This window comes from Bradyrhizobium oligotrophicum (assembly GCF_051168495.1).
Lineage (GTDB): Bacteria > Pseudomonadota > Alphaproteobacteria > Rhizobiales > Xanthobacteraceae > Bradyrhizobium > Bradyrhizobium oligotrophicum_A.
The window spans coordinates 103,802-119,302 of sequence record NZ_JBNPVB010000020.1; the positions used below are offsets into that span (position 1 = coordinate 103,802).

The following is a 15,501-nucleotide window of genomic DNA, read 5'->3' on the forward strand; positions in this document are numbered from 1 at the left end:
GCATCGCAGCTAAATGTGCTTACGCCGAGCTGCAGTCCACCTGGAAGGCTGATCCCATGACGAGATTTGTTTTCGCGCTGCTGTCGCTGCTGCTGTGCGGCGCCTTCATCGGCGGCGCTAGAGCCGCCCCCACCGATCGCGAGCTGCTATTGCAGTTCTGTGCGCCCAAGGCGATTGCCGGGACGACCTGCAAAGAGGCCAAGTCCTATCCCGCGGTCGAGGAGCGTCCCTGCAACGTCACCCTCCTGCCGTACCGGCAGGAGGGGCGCTTCCTGGCCGGCGCCAATCCGCTGCTGCTCGTGAGCTATGGCAGCGACTGCGAGGCGCATGTCAACAATTTCGGCGGCGTGGCCGTGTTCGAGAAGGTGGGCAGCGGCTACGAGTTTCTCAGTTTCCAGCCAGGCATGGGCCTGAACGAATGCGTCATCGCCGCGAAGGACGGTGCGCAGGACGTGCTCGTCTGTCTCACCGGAGGTATGTGGCAGGGCGTCGTTGAAAGCGGCATCGCGCGGGTCGGCTTTACCAGCGGCAGCGACGGCTCCTTCGACATGTCCTTCGATTTGCTGCTGCAGGCCGAGGACACCACGAGCGCCTATACGTCCAACGTCGTCACCTGCTCGGAGCAGCTCAACTATTTCGGACTGTCGAAGCTCGCCCGGGGCCCGCGGCCCGGCACCGTCGTCGCGAAGGTCCACTATGCCGATCGAGAGACGATCGAAAAGGCCTGCGCCAAGGCCTTTCCAATTCCGAAGGACGCCGAGGAGCGTGGGCTCCGGCCCGGCCAAGCCTACGTTCCGACCCCGAACGCCAAGAGCGGCAGCGTTCTCATCGACATATCGACCCGCACGGTGACAATGCGCTGAGCCGGAATGCGTCCTCAGCGCGCGCCGTCCGGGCGCGTTGGCGCGCCGAGTGCCCCGGGCGGGCGCGGAGCGGCCGAGGCCGGCTGCTGCCGCACCACCTCGCGGCGCAGCGCCTGCTCCAGTACCGCGAGCCGCGTCGCCATGCGCGTCAGCTCGTCATGGACGGCGCTCTGAACGCCCAGCACCGCGTGCTGGACTTCGCGCAGAGCATCGCGCTGGGTTGTCGCCTTCAGCACCGGCCTTCAGCACCCTGAATGCGGACTCGATCGAGGTCAGGCGGTCGTTGACCGGACGTGGCGATGTTGACGTACAATCTTGGGTAGAGTTATGATCCCAGCCGCGCAACTCGCGAGCAACTGATGGGCAGGGAGGCATCGATGTCGGGATCTGGAAGGCGTGGAGTTCGATTGTTCGCATCCGCCGTGGCGGTCGTTATGGTCCTCGTCGCGGCCCCGGCATTCGCCGCGGGCGGGCAGATCATCATCAACGGCTGCACCACCAGCTGGATCGAGGGCTGCACCTTCCTCAATACGCCGGCGCAGCGATATGCCTTGCTGGTGAACCCGCCCAAGCCGGCGCCGGGACGCGGGGTGACGGTCAGAGGCGTGATCGACGAGGGCATCAACATCTGCATGTTCCAGCCCGCAATCAAGGTGCTCCGCTGGAACTACAACCGGATGCGCTGTCCCAAGACGGATATGTGAGCGGCGGAGCGCGCACGCGCCTTGACCGCGCCTGGCTCTGCGCATGCAGGTCTGCCGGCTATGTCGTACGGTCGGGGCGCGCCGGCGTGCCGGGAGCACGCGGTGTGCCCGTCGGTGCCTGCTGCGGCACCGCCTCGCGCCGCAGCGCCTGCTCCAGCACCGCCAGCCGGGTCGTCATGCGGGTCAGTTCGTCATGCACGGAGCTCTGAACGCCCTGCACGGCGTGTTGCACCTCGCGCAGCGCGTCACGCTGGGTCTCCGCCTTCAGCACCCTGAACTCGGACTCGATCGAAGTCAGGCGGTCGTTGACCGCCCTGATCGCCTCGGCGATCTCCCTCTGGCCGTCCTGCAGCGCGCGGACGTGATCGACCAGCCGCAGATGGTCCGTCAGCTCCTCGACGGTCTTGCCGATGTTGCTGCGGCCCCACATCCTACTTCACCGACCTCAGCAAATTCCTGATCGTCGCCAGATGGTCCTCGGGCGAGCCGAGCCGGGCCGAGATGGCGCTCATCAGATCCTTGCGCAGCTCCGACAACTCGTCCTCGGCCTCGATCCGCTCGATGGGCTCATCGGCCGGCATCCGCCGCGACTCGACCTCGATGGCGCGCGGCGTGACGTCGAAATAGGGCGGCCGGTCGTACACCGGGATATGCGGCGCCTGGCGGGCGACGGTCGCGCGCCCGAGCGACGGAAACCGCGCCGGGGGCGCCTTCGCCGGCCGCTCGATCTGCGCGATCAGCGCGGCGAGCGCGACGTCCATGTTGCTGTCGTCGGGCTCGTCGTCGGCGAAGTGATAGGTCGCCCGGCGCGAGGCGGCCGAATTCGCGGGCGACGACGATGTGAGCGATGATGCGTGGTCGCGGAGTCGCTCGATCACCCGGCGCACCCGCTCGCCGAGACCTGGCTTCTCCCTGGCCGGTGTTCGCATCAACATCTCACTCTCCAGCGCAACAGATTAGGCGAGCAGGGAAAAGCTTAGCAAGAGGCAGTTGCCCGGCGGCCACAGGATGTCCGGCGGAAATTCTGATGGTCTCGTTGGGTTCCTCGCGGGGCCTTCGCGCCATCCACGGCCTGCCGTGCGCCTCGGCGTGCATATGGAGTGGCCCCGCGCGGGCGGCATGCGGGTTTCGCAGCCGGAGGTAAGGAACAACCGTGTAGCCCGGCCGTTCGGACCTTGCTTGCTGTCCCCCCAATGTCCGAGGCCTTCCATGTATCACCACGTCAAGAAGCTGATGTTCACCGTCCGTGTCGACGAGCCGGATCCGCGCTTCGGCAACATGCTGCTCGAGCAATTCGGCGGCGCCAATGGCGAACTCGCCGCCGCGATGCAGTATTCGATCCAGGGTCTCAATTGCGAGGATCCCGATCGCAAGGATCTGCTGATGGACATCGGCACCGAGGAACTCAGCCATCTCGAAGTCGTCGGCACGCTCGCGCGCCTGCATCTGAAGCCGTCGAAGTTCGATCGCGAGGCCGCCGAGGCCGATCCGTTGATCGCGATCGCCGGCGGTGGCGGCGTCAACCTGTTCAACTCGCAGGGCAATGCCTGGACCGCCGACTATCTGAAGATCACCGGCGAGCTCGACGTCGACCTGCGCAGCAACATCGCAGCCGAAGCGCGCGCCAAGATCGTCTATGAGCGGCTGATCAATTTCACCGACGACGCCGGCACCAAGGACGCGCTGCAGTTCCTGATGACGCGCGAGATCACCCACATGAAGGCGTTCTCGCTCGCGCTGGAGAGCATGGGCAAGCCGGCCTTCAGCATCGGCCGACTTGCGCCGACGCCGGGCCTCGTCGATCAGTTCTTCAACGACTCCACCGGCTCCGGCGATCACGGCGAGATCGACACCCGCGGCCCCTGGAACGAGGGCGGCGACTGGGTGTTCACGGACTCGCCCGCGATCCAGGCCGGCGAGCCCGGTGCGGCGTCGGCGATCGTGACCGAAAGCTCGCCGCCGGCCGACGAATCCGGCCTCAGCGAGCTGCTGATGGACGAGCTGCGCGACATCCTGCATGCCGAGAAGCAGCTCACCAAGGCGCTGCCGAAGATGGCCGAAGCCGCGCGCTTCGATCAGTTGCGCGAATTGTTCGAGCAGCATCTGATGGAGACGGAGGCGCAGATCGAGCGCATCGACGAGTGCTTCGAGCTGCTCGGCAAGACGCCGCGCGCAAAGCCCTGCAAGGGCATGATGGGCCTTCTCGAGGAGGGCCAGGAGATCATGACCCAGGGCGAGGACAAGGAGGATGCCGCCGCCGACCTCGGGCTGATCGGCGCCGCGCAGCGCGTCGAGCACTATGAGATCTCCGGCTACACCACCGCGCGCAACCTCGCCCAGCAGCTCCGCCACAGCGCCGTCGTCGCGTTGTTGTCGAAGTCCCTCGCTGAGGAAGAGAATGCCGACCAACTCCTCAATCAGGTCGCGCGTTCACTGATGTCGGTGGCCAAGATGCCGGCCGCGATCGAGCAGGCGTGAGGGGGCCTATTCGTAGGGCGGATTGAGCGCAGCGTAATCCGCCGCCGTCCCAACCAAGGGGGCGGGTTACGCCTTCGGCGAACCCGCCCTACGAGCCTCAACTCTCTCAGGCGTCATTAAGGAGCATTGGCGAGCAAACGGCACAGCCGTTTGAAGCAGCGCGAATGACCCCGCGATCCATAACCACGAACATCGGTTTGAGGCGAGCACGCGCCACCGCCCGCTCGCGCCTCATCACCATCGTGAGGATGGTTTCCGGGTTCGCCCTGCGGGCGCCCCGGAATGACGTTGGAGGGCGCGATGGCAACGACGAGCAAGCCAATATGAGGTGCCGCCTCACTCCGTGTAGCTGCGCCACCGCTCCGCGCGGCGGAAGCTCGGCGCCGTCAGGCAGCGCTTCGCCCGGCTGATCTGGGCGTCGGTGGCGCCCTGGCTGCGCGCATACATCTCGGCCACCTCGGCGGTGTACCTCGCCACGTAGGCTCGAACCTCCGAGCACGAGATCCGATTGGCCTGGCCCGGCTCGCCCGCCGCCTGCAGCTCCGATCCCATCGCCAGCATCAGCATTGCCGCGCCGATTGCGCCCCGCCACATCGCCGTCCTCCCTTGTCGCAGCTTGCCAACAGGGCAGACTCGGGCCGGCGGCGCAAATTAACAATGCGGCTGCGCACGACTTCTCACGCGCACTGTTGCTTGACGGCGTCACAGGCCCTCGTCGCGGAGCCCGGTCGTGAGCCGCGACCGTGCGGCACGTCGTCGGCCCGGCGGGGATCGTGGTGACGCCGGTCTGTTCCTGGAGCGGAACCTGCGGCCTTTATCCAGGCGCGTGGTCAGCGTGCACCGCGATCTTGAGGGCGTGCGAGGGAGCTGCCGGTGTCGTCTCAGATCGTGACGCTCTGGCTCGACGCGCTCGCGCTGCTGCCGGCCGAGCCGTTGGTCGCGCCCTGGGCGTTGTAGGTCTTGGCGCCCATGCTGCTGTCGTCCGGGGCGGCGGCCGTCTTGGTCACCTCGGTCGAACCGTCGGAATAGGTGATGGTCGTCGTGGTGATGCCGTCGAGCGTGATCGAGACTTCGCTGACAACGGTCTTGCTCGACGACGAGCTGCCGCTGCCGGACGAACTCTCCGACGTATCGCTGGCCGAGCTCGTGGCCGACGACGATGAGGTCTGCGAGGTCGACGAGGTGGATGGCGTGGCCGTGGTGGTTTGCGACGTGGTGGCCGCAATGGGCGTGGTGACGGAGCTGATCGACATGGGGACTCTCCTCTGAAGAAGGGACAGAGCCGCGCGCGGGGCCCGGCTCGCTTCATTCAACGCAGATGCCGATCGGAGCTGGCGTAACGAGTTGCGTCTGAGTGTGTCCAAGTGCTGCTGCCTTAACGCAGGGTTAAGACGGACCCGAGCCGCCGCGGAGCCCGCGCTTGTCGCGATGGCTCGGCCATCAGCGCCCTGCGTACCCAGGAACGATGGCGGTGCAAGCCGAGAACGATTGCCAGGCTCAGTGGCTGTGCTCTCATCCCCCGCGTGAATCTCCGAATCGAAATGCAGTATCCGTATTGCGATCAGCTCTTCGAGCCCAAGCGACAGGCATTCTCGGCGACCTGGACCCTGTAGAACGAGATCACCTGCCCCGAGTTGCCGCCGCCGAACAAGATCGATGCGGCCGTCAGCGCTGCGTCGATTTTTTCGCCGATCATCATCTTCGCCTCTGCTGCAGCCGACGGTCCGCCGCGGGCCATCTTGGCGAGCCTGTAGTTGATGACGTTGCCGGATTCGATGGCCAGCATCAGGGCTGGCAGCCATGGATAGAAGAACATTTTGACTCTCCGGTCTGTGTGTGTCGCACGTCCTAACGAAAGCCGACGCGATATCGTTCAATGTCGAGTTGAACGATGCAGATGGTTGCCTGCAAAGAGCTGTCTGTCGTCGATTCCGGGGGGGCAGCATGGTCGGAGGCTCGCGCCGATCAGCGTCGAGCGCACACGCCACTCACCGGCCAGGCCGGCGACACTCGAGATCTTCGCGACAGGCGACGGCGGGTCGAACAGATGCCGGCGACGCCACCGCTGGACAGCGGGAGAGACGAGCGGAAACGCTAAAATGCGGCTTCAGCGCGGGTTACGCGCTGAAGCCGCATTCATTGGACGTCATAGGTCGGCTATGCCATCCGCCTCCATAAGAGACGTCTTGAGAGGGATTGGCTGTTCAATATTGATCACATCCCGGATTGATTTTCGGGTGTGATGATCGGCATGGCTTCAGCCGAAGCGCGCCGGCTCAGTTGCCGAGGATCTTCTCCGCAGCGGTGACGATGCTCACCGTCGGATGCTCGGCGCAATATTTTCCGAATTTCTTGGCGTTCTCCACGAACACATCGGTGTCGAACAAGGCTTCGTCCTGGTCGCCCTTGTACCAGCCGTCGAGCCAGATCAGCACCATCTTGATGCTGTCATCGCCGCTTTCGACGAATTGCTTGCAGCTCATGGTGGAGAGATCGAGGACGACGGCGGAGGCCGGCGCGGAGGACAGCATCAGGCTAACGGCAAACAGCGTGGCAACGAGCGATTTCATATGTCGTCTCCGAATGGATATGATGAAAACAACGAGCCATGCAGAGTCTTGCGCTGCAATTCACAAAACAGCGGCGAATTGCGTGGCCGTCGTTGCTCCGGCAATAGTTGGAACTGACTGAATTACTGAGCTATCTTGACCCCAACATGCATATTCATGTGGAAGGTACCGGAAAGTCCGAATGTAGGGCCGACGAGCCGTCTGTTGTTGGAAACAATCATCGTCAAACGCGTCGATTTAGTGAATTGAGCCGTAGCCGCCATGCGCTGGTGATTAATTCAAAATCTCGTTGTTGATCTTGAGCGTCCTTGAGCCGACGCAAAACTCTCGTATCAGGCAGAAGACACCTCCAGAGAAGGTGAGCAGTGACAGATAGAGGCCGACCGAGAACCCGTCGTGCAGACCCGCTATGATTGACATCATGCAGAGGATTTGAGCGGCTATCGCCAACGCAAAGCAAACCGAGGCGGCCTTCAGCCATTCGTATCGGTTTTGGAATTCCTTGACTTGTTTCTTGAGGCCGCCTCGTCTCGCAGCTTTTCCTTCCGGAAGATCTTTGAGCTTGTGCAGGTATTCCTCCACAATCTGCCTGGATCGGGTCGCGATATCACTCTGCCGCAGGCTGGCTATCGCCAACAAAGTGCCGGCGGCCAAGATCATCGGTGTCAGGATGCTGATCTGATCTCTTAAATCCACGATCAAAAAACCATCGATGAAAATAGTGAATCAAACAGGATACTTCTGTCTATTTCGCGCACGGTCAAGTTGTTTGTTGCGGGGATGGCGTCGGACCGCGATCGAGCTCGCAGTTCGTCCTGCATCGGCCCTGATGCCAACGTCCTCGTCCGAAGCGGAACAGTTTTCCGCGGTTCGCCGCGCCCGTCGGGCAAATCACGCCAATCCGAAATTTCCTTGTCAATAGTTTCCGAAAAACATAAATCGCTTTTCGCCGCCCCCAAATCAGCATTATGGTCCATGCATCCCGTTGCGCGGTAGGGGACGGTTCGCGGTCGTCACGGACGTTGGCAGCGGGGAGCGGTGGACGCGGGCGGGCGCAGTGCTGTTGGCACCGACGAACGCTGGCCTGCGGACGGTGAAGGCGTGTGGTTCCGATACTCCGATGCTAGTATCGAGCGTCGTGCGTTCGAAGCGCATGGCGCGACATGGTGGCCAGAAAGCCGGCGCACCAGGAAGAGCACGCTATAGCCTGTTAAAACCATCGCGCGGGGAAGGCCGGGTCTGTCCGGCTGTACCTGTGGTGACTGCCGCCTGCTTTTTTTCTGCAGGCGGGCCACGGGCCTCAGCCGAGGTCCGGCCTTCCTCGCGCCCTCCATTCGGAGAGGGCGAGATTTGAAGGGCATAGCTCGGGCGCGGATCGCGTCGCGAGAACGGAGGCTCATCTCATCGCGACACGCTGTTCGGATGGATGTTTGAGACGTGGATCCATGAAGCGGCGAGCTCGGGACACCCTCCCCTTCCAGGCAGGGCGGTCGCATATGATCATCAGAGTTTGGCGCTGGTCCATCTCCACAACGTCATGGCCGGGCTTGTCCCGGCCATCCACGTCGTTCGGCATCCTGAGAACCACATGGATGCCCGGGACAAGCCCGGGCATGACGGAGAAAATCATCGGCAGGATCCATCGCCGAGACAGTTCCGCGTTTCCATATGCGATAGCCGTGCCCCTCCAGGGGAGGGTGGGGGTCCAGCCATTAGTCATGAGAGGACGTCAAGCTGCGCGATGACGACCGAGCCGAACTTACGCCACCAGCACGGCCTCGGCGCCGAGCACCGCGTCGGCGCCGTCGGTGACGGTCTTTTCCAGCGACGGCGCCTGCACCGCAAACGTCTCGGCGAAGAAGCGGGCGAGTGCCACGTGACGGGCGCCGACCGTCTCGCTCTCGCTGCGCGCGGCCAGCGCCTCGTTGGCGAGCATGCAGCCGCCGAGCGCCGAGCCGAACAGGCGCAGATAGGGCGTGGCGCCGGCGAGCGCGTCGTTCGGCGCGGTGCCGAGCTTGTCCAGCAGCCAGCGGCTGGAGCGGTCGAGCGCGCCCAGCGCGTCGCGCAGCTTGGCGCCGGTGGTGCCGAAGGCCGGATCGTTCGACGCCTCGACGCGGCGGACGATGTCGGTGAGCTCGTCCAGCAGCTTGAACACCGACGCCCCGCCGTTCGCGCCGAGCTTGCGGGTGACGAGGTCGATCGCCTGGATGCCGTTGGTGCCCTCGTAGATCGCGGTGATGCGCGCGTCGCGATAATGCTGCGCGGCACCGGTCTCCTCGATGAAGCCCATGCCGCCATGGATCTGCACGCCGAGATAGGCGACCTCGTTGCCGATGTCGGTGGAGAACGCCTTGGCGATCGGCGTCAGCAGCGCGCCGCGCGCGGCGGCCTCGGTGCGCACGCCGGCGTCCTTGGCACGCACGGAGACGTCGAGCGCGACGGCGGTGGCGTAGCAGATCGAGCGCGCGGCGGCGGTGAGGACGCGCATCTGCATCAGCATGCGCTTGACGTCGGGATGGGCGATGATCGCGTCCGAGCCGGGGCTCTTGCTGCCGACGGCGCGGCCCTGCTTGCGATCCTGCGCGTAGGCGAGCGCCTGCTGATAGGCGCGATCGGCGACGCCGACGCCTTCCAGGCCGACGCCGAGCCGCGCCTGGTTCATCATCGTGAACATGCAGCGCATGCCGGCATTCTCTTCGCCGATGAGATAGCCGATGGCGCCGCCATGGTCGCCCATGGTCATGGTGCAGGTCGGCGAGGCGTGCATGCCGAGCTTGTGCTCGATGCCGGTGGCGTAGATGTCGTTGCGCTGCCCCAGCGAGCCGTCGGCGTTGACCAGGAATTTAGGGATCAGGAACAGCGAGATGCCCTTGGTGCCGGCCGGCGCGTCCGGCAGCCGCGCGAGCACGAAATGCACGATGTTGTCGGTCATGTCGTGGTCGCCATAGGTGATGAAGATCTTGGCGCCGGTGATGCGATAGCTGCCGTCGGCGGCGCGCTCGGCGCGGGTGCGGAGCGCGCCGACGTCGGAGCCGGCCTGCGGCTCGGTCAGCTGCATGGTGCCGGTCCATTCGCCGGAGATCAGCTTGGCGAGATAGATGTCCTTCAGCTCCGTGCTGCCATGGGCGTCGAGCGCCTCGATCGCCGACAAGGTCAGCAGCGGGCACAGGCCGAAGGCGACGTTGGCCGCGCTCCACACTTCCGTGCAGGCGGCGTTGATGGCGAGCGGCAGGCCCTGGCCGCCATGCGCCTCGGGCCCGGACACCGCGTTCCAGCCGGCTTCGGTCCAACGCTTGTAGGCATCGGGCCAGCCGGGGGCAGTCGTGACTTGTCCGCCGGCGAGCTTGACGCCGTTTTTGTCGCCGACCTGGTTGAGCGGCGCGAGCACGTCGCTCGCGAACTTGCCGGCTTCCTCGATCACGGCCGTGGTGATGTCGGGGTCGAAATCGCCGTAATGGCCGGCCTCGACCGCCGCCTTCAGCCCGGCGCCGTGGTTGAGGGCGAGCAGCATGTCGTTGAGCGGGGCGCGATAGGTCATGGCGTTTCCTCGGGGTCTTCGAACGGTGGCCGGTTTGGCCGCCGTCTTCCCATGAAACCGCCCGGGCCTCAACTTTTTCACGAATCGCTGCGGCGGGGCGTCGCGACGGTCCGGGCCGGGCGGGATAAGGGCTTGCCGGCATTGACGAATTGGCCGGCGCGGCGGATCACCGGCGCGGCCTGCAAAATTCCTGCGGCGCAGCGGTTGAAATGGGCCGGCGCGCTCTGTAGACCACGGTCGCCGACCCGGAATCGCACGGCGCGCCCGCGCGCCCCAGTTCGGCCCGGCCTGTTGGGGCGTAGCCAAGCGGTAAGGCAGCGGATTTTGATTCCGCCATTCGGAGGTTCGATCCCTCCCGCCCCAGCCAGGCTAGTCCCGTGATGTTGTTGCACAAAATCATATGCGGCCGGCTTGCGCGCCCGCGCATTTGGAAATTCGGTACCCTCCTCATTTGGAAATTCTGTGCTGGTTTCGTTTTCCGCCCGAGCTCGCCCCCCCCAGGCAGCGCATTCAACACGCGCGTCCGCGTTGCGCGGTCGCCGTCGAGATGGACGTCTCGGGAATGCTGCGGGTGATGATGGGGCGCCTGCGAGCTGAAGTTGCCGTTGGTCCGCGGCTATCAGCGGCGATCGGCCTTCCGGTTCGCTGTCGTGCCTAGGGGCGCCGCGCCAAGCTCCACAGCCTCTTCGGCTCGCACGGGGCTGACAGGATCGAGCTGCTTCTGCGTCAGCAAATGCGCATGTCTCTTGCGGGTCGCGGCGAGGGCGCGCTGCATCGTTTCCTTGGCATAGCCGCGATAGGCCTGTGCCGTCTTGTGACCCGAGAGCGCGCGGCCCTGGCCATCAGTCAGTTCTGCTTCCTCGAGTTCGGTCACGCCGCCATGACGACAAGCATCGAGCGTGAACAGCTCCGAGACGCCATCGATCTTCTTGCGCATCTGCTGCGTGTAGCGCGACGATCAGGATGAGAACTGGGCGTCAATCTGGATGAGAAGATTGGAGCCGGGTCGCGTGATCATTGTCGCCGGCTCCCGGGTTGGCAAGGGCTGATTGACGCTGGGCGACAATCAGCGGTGTCGCAGCGTCAATCAGCCGAGCTTTCGACCTCCTTTGGCGTTGCGTGAACCGGCGGTCCGCCGGCGCCGCGCTTGCGGCCGAGGGCGGCTTTGCGGCGGTAGCTCTCGACGTTCATCTCGATGATCGTGGCGTGGTGGACGAGACGGTCGACGGCGGCGAGCGTCATGGCCTGGTCGGGGAAGATGCGGCCCCACTCGCCGAACGGCTGGTTGGCCGTGATGAGCAGCGAGCGCCGCTCGTAGCGGGTGGCGATCAGCTCGAACAGCACGCTGGTCTCTGCCTGATCCTTCGACACGTAGGTGATGTCGTCGAGGATCAGGAGGTCGTAGCGGTCGAGCTTGGCGATGGCGGCTTCCAGCGCCAGTTCACGCCGCTCTGTCACAGCCGGATGCTGTTCGTCCGCGCCTATCCGCGCGAGACGCAGGAGATGGTGTTCGACGCTCACGACCGGGCGTTTGCCTTGTTCAAGGGCGCCTGCCGTCGCGGCATCTACGACAACATGAAGACCGCAGTCGAGACGATCTTCGTCGGCAAGGACCGGCAATACAATCGCCGCTTCCTGCAGATGTGCAGCCATCATCTGGTCGAACCGGTCGCCTGTACGCCCGCCTCGGGCTGGGAAGGGCCAGGTCGAGAACCAGGTCGGCCTGGTCCGCGAGCGCTTCTTCACGCCCCGGCTGCGGTTCAGGAGTTACGAGGAGCTGAACGCCTGGCTGCTCGACAAGTGCATCGCCTACGCCAAGGCGCATCGCCATCCCGAGCTGGCGGAGCAGACGATCTGGGAGGTGTTCGAGGCCGAACGCCCCAAGCTCGTCCCCTATGCCGGACAGTTCGATGGCTTCCATGCGGTGCCGGCCTCGGTCTCGAAGACGTGTCTGGTCCGCTTCGACAACAACAAGTACTCGGTCGCAGCCAGCGCCGTCGGCCGCCCGGTCGAGGTCCATGCCTATGCGGACCGCATCGTCATCCGCCAGGACGGCAGGATCGTCGCTGAGCACAGCCGCGCGTTCGGCCGAGGCGAGACGGTCTACGACCCCTGGCACTATGTCCCGGTGCTCGTTCGCAAGCCCGGAGCCTTGCGCAACGGTGCGCCCTTCAAGGACTGGGTGTTGCCGGCTGCGATGGAGCGCGTGCGGCGCAGGCTTGCCAGTGTCGACGATGGCGGCCGGCAGATGGTCGATATCCTCACCGCCGTGCTGACCGATGGCCTGCCGGCAGTCGAGGCCGCCTGCACCGAGGCAATCACCGAAGGCGTCCACTCCGCCGACGTCATCCTCAACATCCTGGCGCGCCGGCGCAACCCGGAACCGCCTCCCACCATCTTGACGCCCGCCGCACTGACCCTTCGCCACGCCCCGGTCGCCGATTGCGCCCGTTACGACAACCTCAGGAGAACCGTCTGATGGAACGATCCGAACTCTTCGATCTCATGGCTGAGCTCGAGCTCCATGGCATGAAGGCTGCCTTCGACGAGATCATGGCCAATGCCGTCAAGCGCCAGCATGACCCCCAACGCATCATCGGCGATCTGCTGACCGTCGAGATCAGCGAGAAGCAGGCCCGCTCGATCAAGTACCAGCTCACCATCGCCAAGCTGCCGCTGGCCAAGGATCTCGGCGACTTCCAGTTCGAGGGCACGCCGATCAACGCGGCTCTGGTGCGCGATCTCGCCGGTGGCAGCTTCCTTGCTCAGCAGCGTAACGCCGTCCTGATCGGCGGCACCGGGACCGGAAAGACGCATCTGGCCATCGCGATTGCCCGCAGCTGCATCCGTGCCGGTGCCCGTGGCCGCTTCTTCAACGTCGTCGACCTCGTCAACCGGCTGGAATCCGAGGCACGCAATGGCCGGCAGGGCCGGCTCGCCGACCACCTGACCCGCATGGACTTCGTCGTGCTCGACGAGCTCGGCTATCTGCCATTTGCCCAGTCCGGCGGCCAGCTGCTGTTCCACCTGATCAGCCGACTCTACGAGCGCACCTCGGTGATCGTCACCACGAACCTGTCGTTCGGCGAATGGCCGACCGTCTTCACCGATGCCAAGATGACGACTGTGCTGCTGGACCGCCTGACCCACCACTTCGACATCATCGAAACCGGCAATGACAGCTGGCGCTTCAAGAGCCGCGACGAAGATCATATCCGAACCCGCGCTCGCGGCGTCTCCGCAACCCCGACCAGCTCCGACGCCGCGAGCGCTACCGCCAGGACTCGTGGCCCGAGGGGGTCAAAATTGGACGCCGATCCGGGGTCAATTTTGAACGCCGGTTGACATCGCAACGGCATGGAGCCCAACTCGCGCCATATCGCGATGTCCGCGACCAAGGCTGTCGTCGGACTGTTGACGGAGATCCTGGCCGCGGATGGAGCAATCAGGCTCGATAGGCCCATCACCGCCTATGTGCCAGAAGTCGTCAATTCGCCCTACGCAGCCGCGTGCGCAAGGGACTTGCTCGACATGCGCGTTGCCGTCCTTTTCGACGCCACGCAGGAGAAGAGCTACTCACTATCGGTCGGATGGGAGCCGCCCGGCGATCCCGCGACGGATATCCAGAGCTTTCTCTCCCGGCTCAGCGGTCCGGCATGGCCATGCGGGGGCGGCTTTGCCTACCATTCTGCAAACACCGATCTGCTCGGATGGGTCATCGAGAGAGCAACTTCCGCAAAGGTGCAAGACCTGCTTTCCGAGAAACTATGGGCTCCGATAGCCAGCGATGATGCCGAGCTCACTCTGGATTGGGGCGGCTTTGCCCGCAGCGCAGGCGGGCTCTGTGCAACGGCCAGCGACCTGGCACGGCTGGGGCAGGTGGTCTGCCTCGACGGCTCTTCCGGCAGCGCGCAGATCTTCCCGAGCCACATCGTGAACGGTCTTGCGACCGGCGGTGATCGCAAGGCGTGGAGCTCCGGTCAGTGGGGTGAATCGTTCGCTCCCATCAGCCGAAGCATGAGCTATCGCAGCGGATGGTATACGGTCGACATCGATCCGAAAATATTGTTCGCGATGGGCATCCACGGTCAGAATCTGTTCGTTGATCGCAAGAACAAGATCGTCATGGCCAAATTCTCATCGTGGCCGCAACCCGTGGATGGTCGAACGATGTGGCTGACACACGCCGGGTTTGACGAAGTGCGCAGGTGTCTGCGATCGAGCTGATGACGCCCTGGGCACTAACCTTGCTTCATTCTCAAGGTCGACCGATGAGCGTTGGCCGCATAGCTTGCCAGCTCGACTAAGCCTATCGGCCAACCAACTGCGCTCTGCCGAAAGTCTTGCGTGATCCGAGGCTCTATCGCTCGATTGCAGCGCCCCAAGGCGAGTCGCAACATGCGGACCAAACGCCGCCAAGCGTGCCGACGTGTTCCTCCTTGCATAGGCCCTGCTACAGGACCATAGGGTCCGCCGAAGCCATCTGCTTCAGAGCCCTCAACGCGAACGTGCTGCGGGAATGGCGGATGCCCGGAATGCGGTAGAGTTTTTCGCGCAGAAAACGTTCGTAATGCTCTGTCCCGGAGACCGCGACCTTGACGAGGTAATCGTAGTCGCCTGTCACGAGGTGGGCTTCGATCACTTCCGGCATCTTCGCCAGCGATCGACCGAACTGCTCGAGGGCCTTCTCGTCATGTTTGTCGAGGGTGACCTCAATGAACACGATATTTGGAAGTCCGATAACCTTGTGGTCCAGTAGCGCGACATATTTTTCGATCGCTCCTGACGCCTCGAGTCGCTTCACGCGGGTCCAGCACGGCGACTGCGAAAGCCCGACCCGTGCCGCTAATTCCGTCATCGTGAGCCGTCCGTCCTCCCGCAGGGCAGACAAAATCCGGCGGTCCATGCTGTCCAGGATTGTCGATCCACGACTTCGGTCAGAACGTACATTCTGTCTGCTTCGCATATTTCCTGATTTTGTTTTGTCGTATGGCCAATTCAATCAAGGAATAAGCACAAACCGATGGGCCTTACCAAGGTAATTTTATCGTAGACGGCGGAGCAAGCGCATTGAACTTGGACAGCGACGAATTGAAGATCATTGCGGAATTGTCGTCCGGTAGCGACAGCCTGCTGCGGATACTGGGTGACCTGCAGCGGTTCGGTGCGACGCTCAAGCGCGTCAGTTGGAGCGATGCCTGCTCCGGTGCAGTTGCCCGGCTCGAATTCGCGGCTTCCCCGGCGATCGAGAAAGATAACCTCGTCCAGCGCCTCACGCGTCATCCAGGCGTACGTCACATCGCGTTGGAATAGCCGGCAGCGAATGCGTGCGCGAAGTGCCCTCAACG

17 protein-coding genes, 1 tRNA gene and 2 pseudogenes are annotated in these 15,501 nt (G+C 64.1%); 8 read left to right on the forward strand and 12 right to left on the reverse strand.

All coding sequences use genetic code 11. The annotated features are described in order from the left end of the window. The first annotated feature begins 56 nt into the window (after positions 1 to 56). Positions 57 to 863, forward strand: a complete 807-nt coding sequence (locus ACQR1B_RS29680) for a hypothetical protein (protein WP_434835194.1) — start codon at positions 57 to 59, stop codon at positions 861 to 863. A gap of 14 nt (positions 864 to 877) precedes the next feature. Here ACQR1B_RS29680 and ACQR1B_RS29685 read toward each other — a convergent pair whose 3' ends face one another. After that, positions 878 to 1,099 (reverse strand): hypothetical protein, encoded by a 222-nt coding sequence (locus ACQR1B_RS29685; RefSeq protein WP_434835195.1) that lies wholly within the window; start codon positions 1,097 to 1,099, stop codon positions 878 to 880. Between the two features lie 171 nt (positions 1,100 to 1,270). On the opposite strand from ACQR1B_RS29685, the gene ACQR1B_RS29690 reads away from it, so the two are divergent. Beyond that, positions 1,271 to 1,567, forward strand: coding sequence for a hypothetical protein (locus tag ACQR1B_RS29690; RefSeq protein ID WP_434835196.1), 297 nt, complete (start codon positions 1,271 to 1,273; stop codon positions 1,565 to 1,567). A 58-nt stretch (positions 1,568 to 1,625) separates the two neighbouring features. Here ACQR1B_RS29690 and ACQR1B_RS29695 read toward each other — a convergent pair whose 3' ends face one another. Next, positions 1,626 to 1,997 (reverse strand): hypothetical protein, encoded by a 372-nt coding sequence (locus ACQR1B_RS29695; protein ID WP_434835197.1) that lies wholly within the window; start codon positions 1,995 to 1,997, stop codon positions 1,626 to 1,628. Between the two features lies 1 nt (position 1,998). Continuing rightward, the gene (locus ACQR1B_RS29700; RefSeq protein ID WP_434835198.1) at positions 1,999 to 2,502 is read right to left on the reverse strand and encodes a hypothetical protein; all 504 of its coding nucleotides are present in this window, start codon (positions 2,500 to 2,502) and stop codon (positions 1,999 to 2,001) included. Between the two features lie 274 nt (positions 2,503 to 2,776). On the opposite strand from ACQR1B_RS29700, the gene ACQR1B_RS29705 reads away from it, so the two are divergent. After that, entirely contained in the window at positions 2,777 to 4,045 is a 1,269-nt protein-coding gene (locus tag ACQR1B_RS29705) for a DUF892 family protein (RefSeq protein ID WP_434835199.1), read from the forward strand. Positions 4,046 to 4,381: 336 nt separating this feature from the next. Here ACQR1B_RS29705 and ACQR1B_RS29710 read toward each other — a convergent pair whose 3' ends face one another. From ACQR1B_RS29710 to ACQR1B_RS29735, 6 genes are all read right to left on the reverse strand, one after another. After that, the gene (locus ACQR1B_RS29710) at positions 4,382 to 4,639 is read right to left on the reverse strand and encodes a hypothetical protein (protein WP_434835200.1); all 258 of its coding nucleotides are present in this window, start codon (positions 4,637 to 4,639) and stop codon (positions 4,382 to 4,384) included. Positions 4,640 to 4,926: 287 nt separating this feature from the next. Then, positions 4,927 to 5,298, reverse strand: a complete 372-nt coding sequence (locus ACQR1B_RS29715; RefSeq protein ID WP_434835201.1) for a hypothetical protein — start codon at positions 5,296 to 5,298, stop codon at positions 4,927 to 4,929. Between the two features lie 308 nt (positions 5,299 to 5,606). Beyond that, positions 5,607 to 5,861, reverse strand: a complete 255-nt coding sequence (locus ACQR1B_RS29720) for a hypothetical protein (RefSeq protein WP_434835202.1) — start codon at positions 5,859 to 5,861, stop codon at positions 5,607 to 5,609. Between the two features lie 460 nt (positions 5,862 to 6,321). After that, positions 6,322 to 6,615: an HdeA/HdeB family chaperone gene (locus tag ACQR1B_RS29725; RefSeq protein ID WP_434835203.1), complete on the reverse strand. Its 294-nt coding sequence runs from the start codon at positions 6,613 to 6,615 to the stop codon at positions 6,322 to 6,324. 273 nt (positions 6,616 to 6,888) lie between these two features. After that, a complete protein-coding gene (locus ACQR1B_RS29730) occupies positions 6,889 to 7,311 on the reverse strand; it encodes a DUF2721 domain-containing protein (protein ID WP_434835204.1) in 423 nt (140 codons plus the stop codon). A gap of 1,063 nt (positions 7,312 to 8,374) precedes the next feature. Beyond that, positions 8,375 to 10,153, reverse strand: a complete 1,779-nt coding sequence (locus ACQR1B_RS29735) for an acyl-CoA dehydrogenase (protein ID WP_434835205.1) — start codon at positions 10,151 to 10,153, stop codon at positions 8,375 to 8,377. A 292-nt stretch (positions 10,154 to 10,445) separates the two neighbouring features. On the opposite strand from ACQR1B_RS29735, the gene ACQR1B_RS29740 reads away from it, so the two are divergent. Next, positions 10,446 to 10,520, forward strand: a tRNA-Gln gene (locus ACQR1B_RS29740). Between the two features lie 252 nt (positions 10,521 to 10,772). On the opposite strand, the gene ACQR1B_RS29745 is transcribed toward ACQR1B_RS29740, so the two are convergent. Both ACQR1B_RS29745 and ACQR1B_RS29750 read right to left on the reverse strand, forming a co-directional pair. Then, complete coding sequence (locus ACQR1B_RS29745) at positions 10,773 to 11,090, reverse strand: hypothetical protein (RefSeq protein ID WP_434835206.1); 318 nt, start codon at positions 11,088 to 11,090, stop codon at positions 10,773 to 10,775. Positions 11,091 to 11,236: 146 nt separating this feature from the next. Next, positions 11,237 to 11,602, reverse strand: a pseudogene (locus ACQR1B_RS29750) (ATP-binding protein); the annotation flags it as partial. On the opposite strand from ACQR1B_RS29750, the pseudogene istA reads away from it, so the two are divergent. From istA to ACQR1B_RS29765, 3 genes and pseudogenes are all read left to right on the forward strand, one after another. Beyond that, positions 11,603 to 12,632 (forward strand): annotated as a pseudogene (istA, locus tag ACQR1B_RS29755) (IS21 family transposase); the annotation flags it as partial. Further along, positions 12,632 to 13,498, forward strand: coding sequence for an IS21-like element helper ATPase IstB (gene istB / locus ACQR1B_RS29760; RefSeq protein WP_434835207.1), 867 nt, complete (start codon positions 12,632 to 12,634; stop codon positions 13,496 to 13,498). The pseudogene istA and the gene istB, both read left to right, overlap by 1 nt. A gap of 12 nt (positions 13,499 to 13,510) precedes the next feature. After that, the gene (locus ACQR1B_RS29765; RefSeq protein WP_434835208.1) at positions 13,511 to 14,380 is read left to right on the forward strand and encodes a serine hydrolase domain-containing protein; all 870 of its coding nucleotides are present in this window, start codon (positions 13,511 to 13,513) and stop codon (positions 14,378 to 14,380) included. A gap of 226 nt (positions 14,381 to 14,606) precedes the next feature. Here the strand turns inward: ACQR1B_RS29765 and ACQR1B_RS29770 are convergent, their stop codons facing one another. Then, entirely contained in the window at positions 14,607 to 15,059 is a 453-nt protein-coding gene (locus ACQR1B_RS29770) for an Lrp/AsnC family transcriptional regulator (RefSeq protein WP_434835209.1), read from the reverse strand. Positions 15,060 to 15,223: 164 nt separating this feature from the next. Here ACQR1B_RS29770 and ACQR1B_RS29775 point away from each other — a divergent pair, with 164 nt between their 5' ends. After that, positions 15,224 to 15,466, forward strand: coding sequence for a hypothetical protein (locus ACQR1B_RS29775; RefSeq protein WP_434835210.1), 243 nt, complete (start codon positions 15,224 to 15,226; stop codon positions 15,464 to 15,466). The last annotated feature ends 35 nt before the right edge of the window (positions 15,467 to 15,501 follow it).

Excerpts from the sequence above, each read along its gene's own strand:
- ACQR1B_RS29680 (WP_434835194.1), top strand. The coding sequence starts at position 57 with ATGACGAGATTTGTTTTCGCGCTGCTGTCGCTGCTGCTGTGCGGCGCC.
- ACQR1B_RS29695 (WP_434835197.1), bottom strand. The coding sequence starts at position 1,997 with ATGTGGGGCCGCAGCAACATCGGCAAGACCGTCGAGGAGCTGACGGAC.
- ACQR1B_RS29700 (WP_434835198.1), bottom strand. The coding sequence starts at position 2,502 with ATGTTGATGCGAACACCGGCCAGGGAGAAGCCAGGTCTCGGCGAGCGG.
- ACQR1B_RS29705 (WP_434835199.1), top strand. The coding sequence starts at position 2,777 with ATGTATCACCACGTCAAGAAGCTGATGTTCACCGTCCGTGTCGACGAG.
- ACQR1B_RS29710 (WP_434835200.1), bottom strand. The coding sequence starts at position 4,639 with ATGTGGCGGGGCGCAATCGGCGCGGCAATGCTGATGCTGGCGATGGGA.
- ACQR1B_RS29715 (WP_434835201.1), bottom strand. The coding sequence starts at position 5,298 with ATGTCGATCAGCTCCGTCACCACGCCCATTGCGGCCACCACGTCGCAA.
- ACQR1B_RS29720 (WP_434835202.1), bottom strand. The coding sequence starts at position 5,861 with ATGTTCTTCTATCCATGGCTGCCAGCCCTGATGCTGGCCATCGAATCC.
- ACQR1B_RS29725 (WP_434835203.1), bottom strand. The coding sequence starts at position 6,615 with ATGAAATCGCTCGTTGCCACGCTGTTTGCCGTTAGCCTGATGCTGTCC.
- ACQR1B_RS29735 (WP_434835205.1), bottom strand. The coding sequence starts at position 10,153 with ATGACCTATCGCGCCCCGCTCAACGACATGCTGCTCGCCCTCAACCAC.
- ACQR1B_RS29745 (WP_434835206.1), bottom strand. The coding sequence starts at position 11,090 with ATGCGCAAGAAGATCGATGGCGTCTCGGAGCTGTTCACGCTCGATGCT.
- istB (WP_434835207.1), top strand. The coding sequence starts at position 12,632 with ATGGAACGATCCGAACTCTTCGATCTCATGGCTGAGCTCGAGCTCCAT.
- ACQR1B_RS29765 (WP_434835208.1), top strand. The coding sequence starts at position 13,511 with ATGGAGCCCAACTCGCGCCATATCGCGATGTCCGCGACCAAGGCTGTC.
- ACQR1B_RS29770 (WP_434835209.1), bottom strand. The coding sequence starts at position 15,059 with ATGGACCGCCGGATTTTGTCTGCCCTGCGGGAGGACGGACGGCTCACG.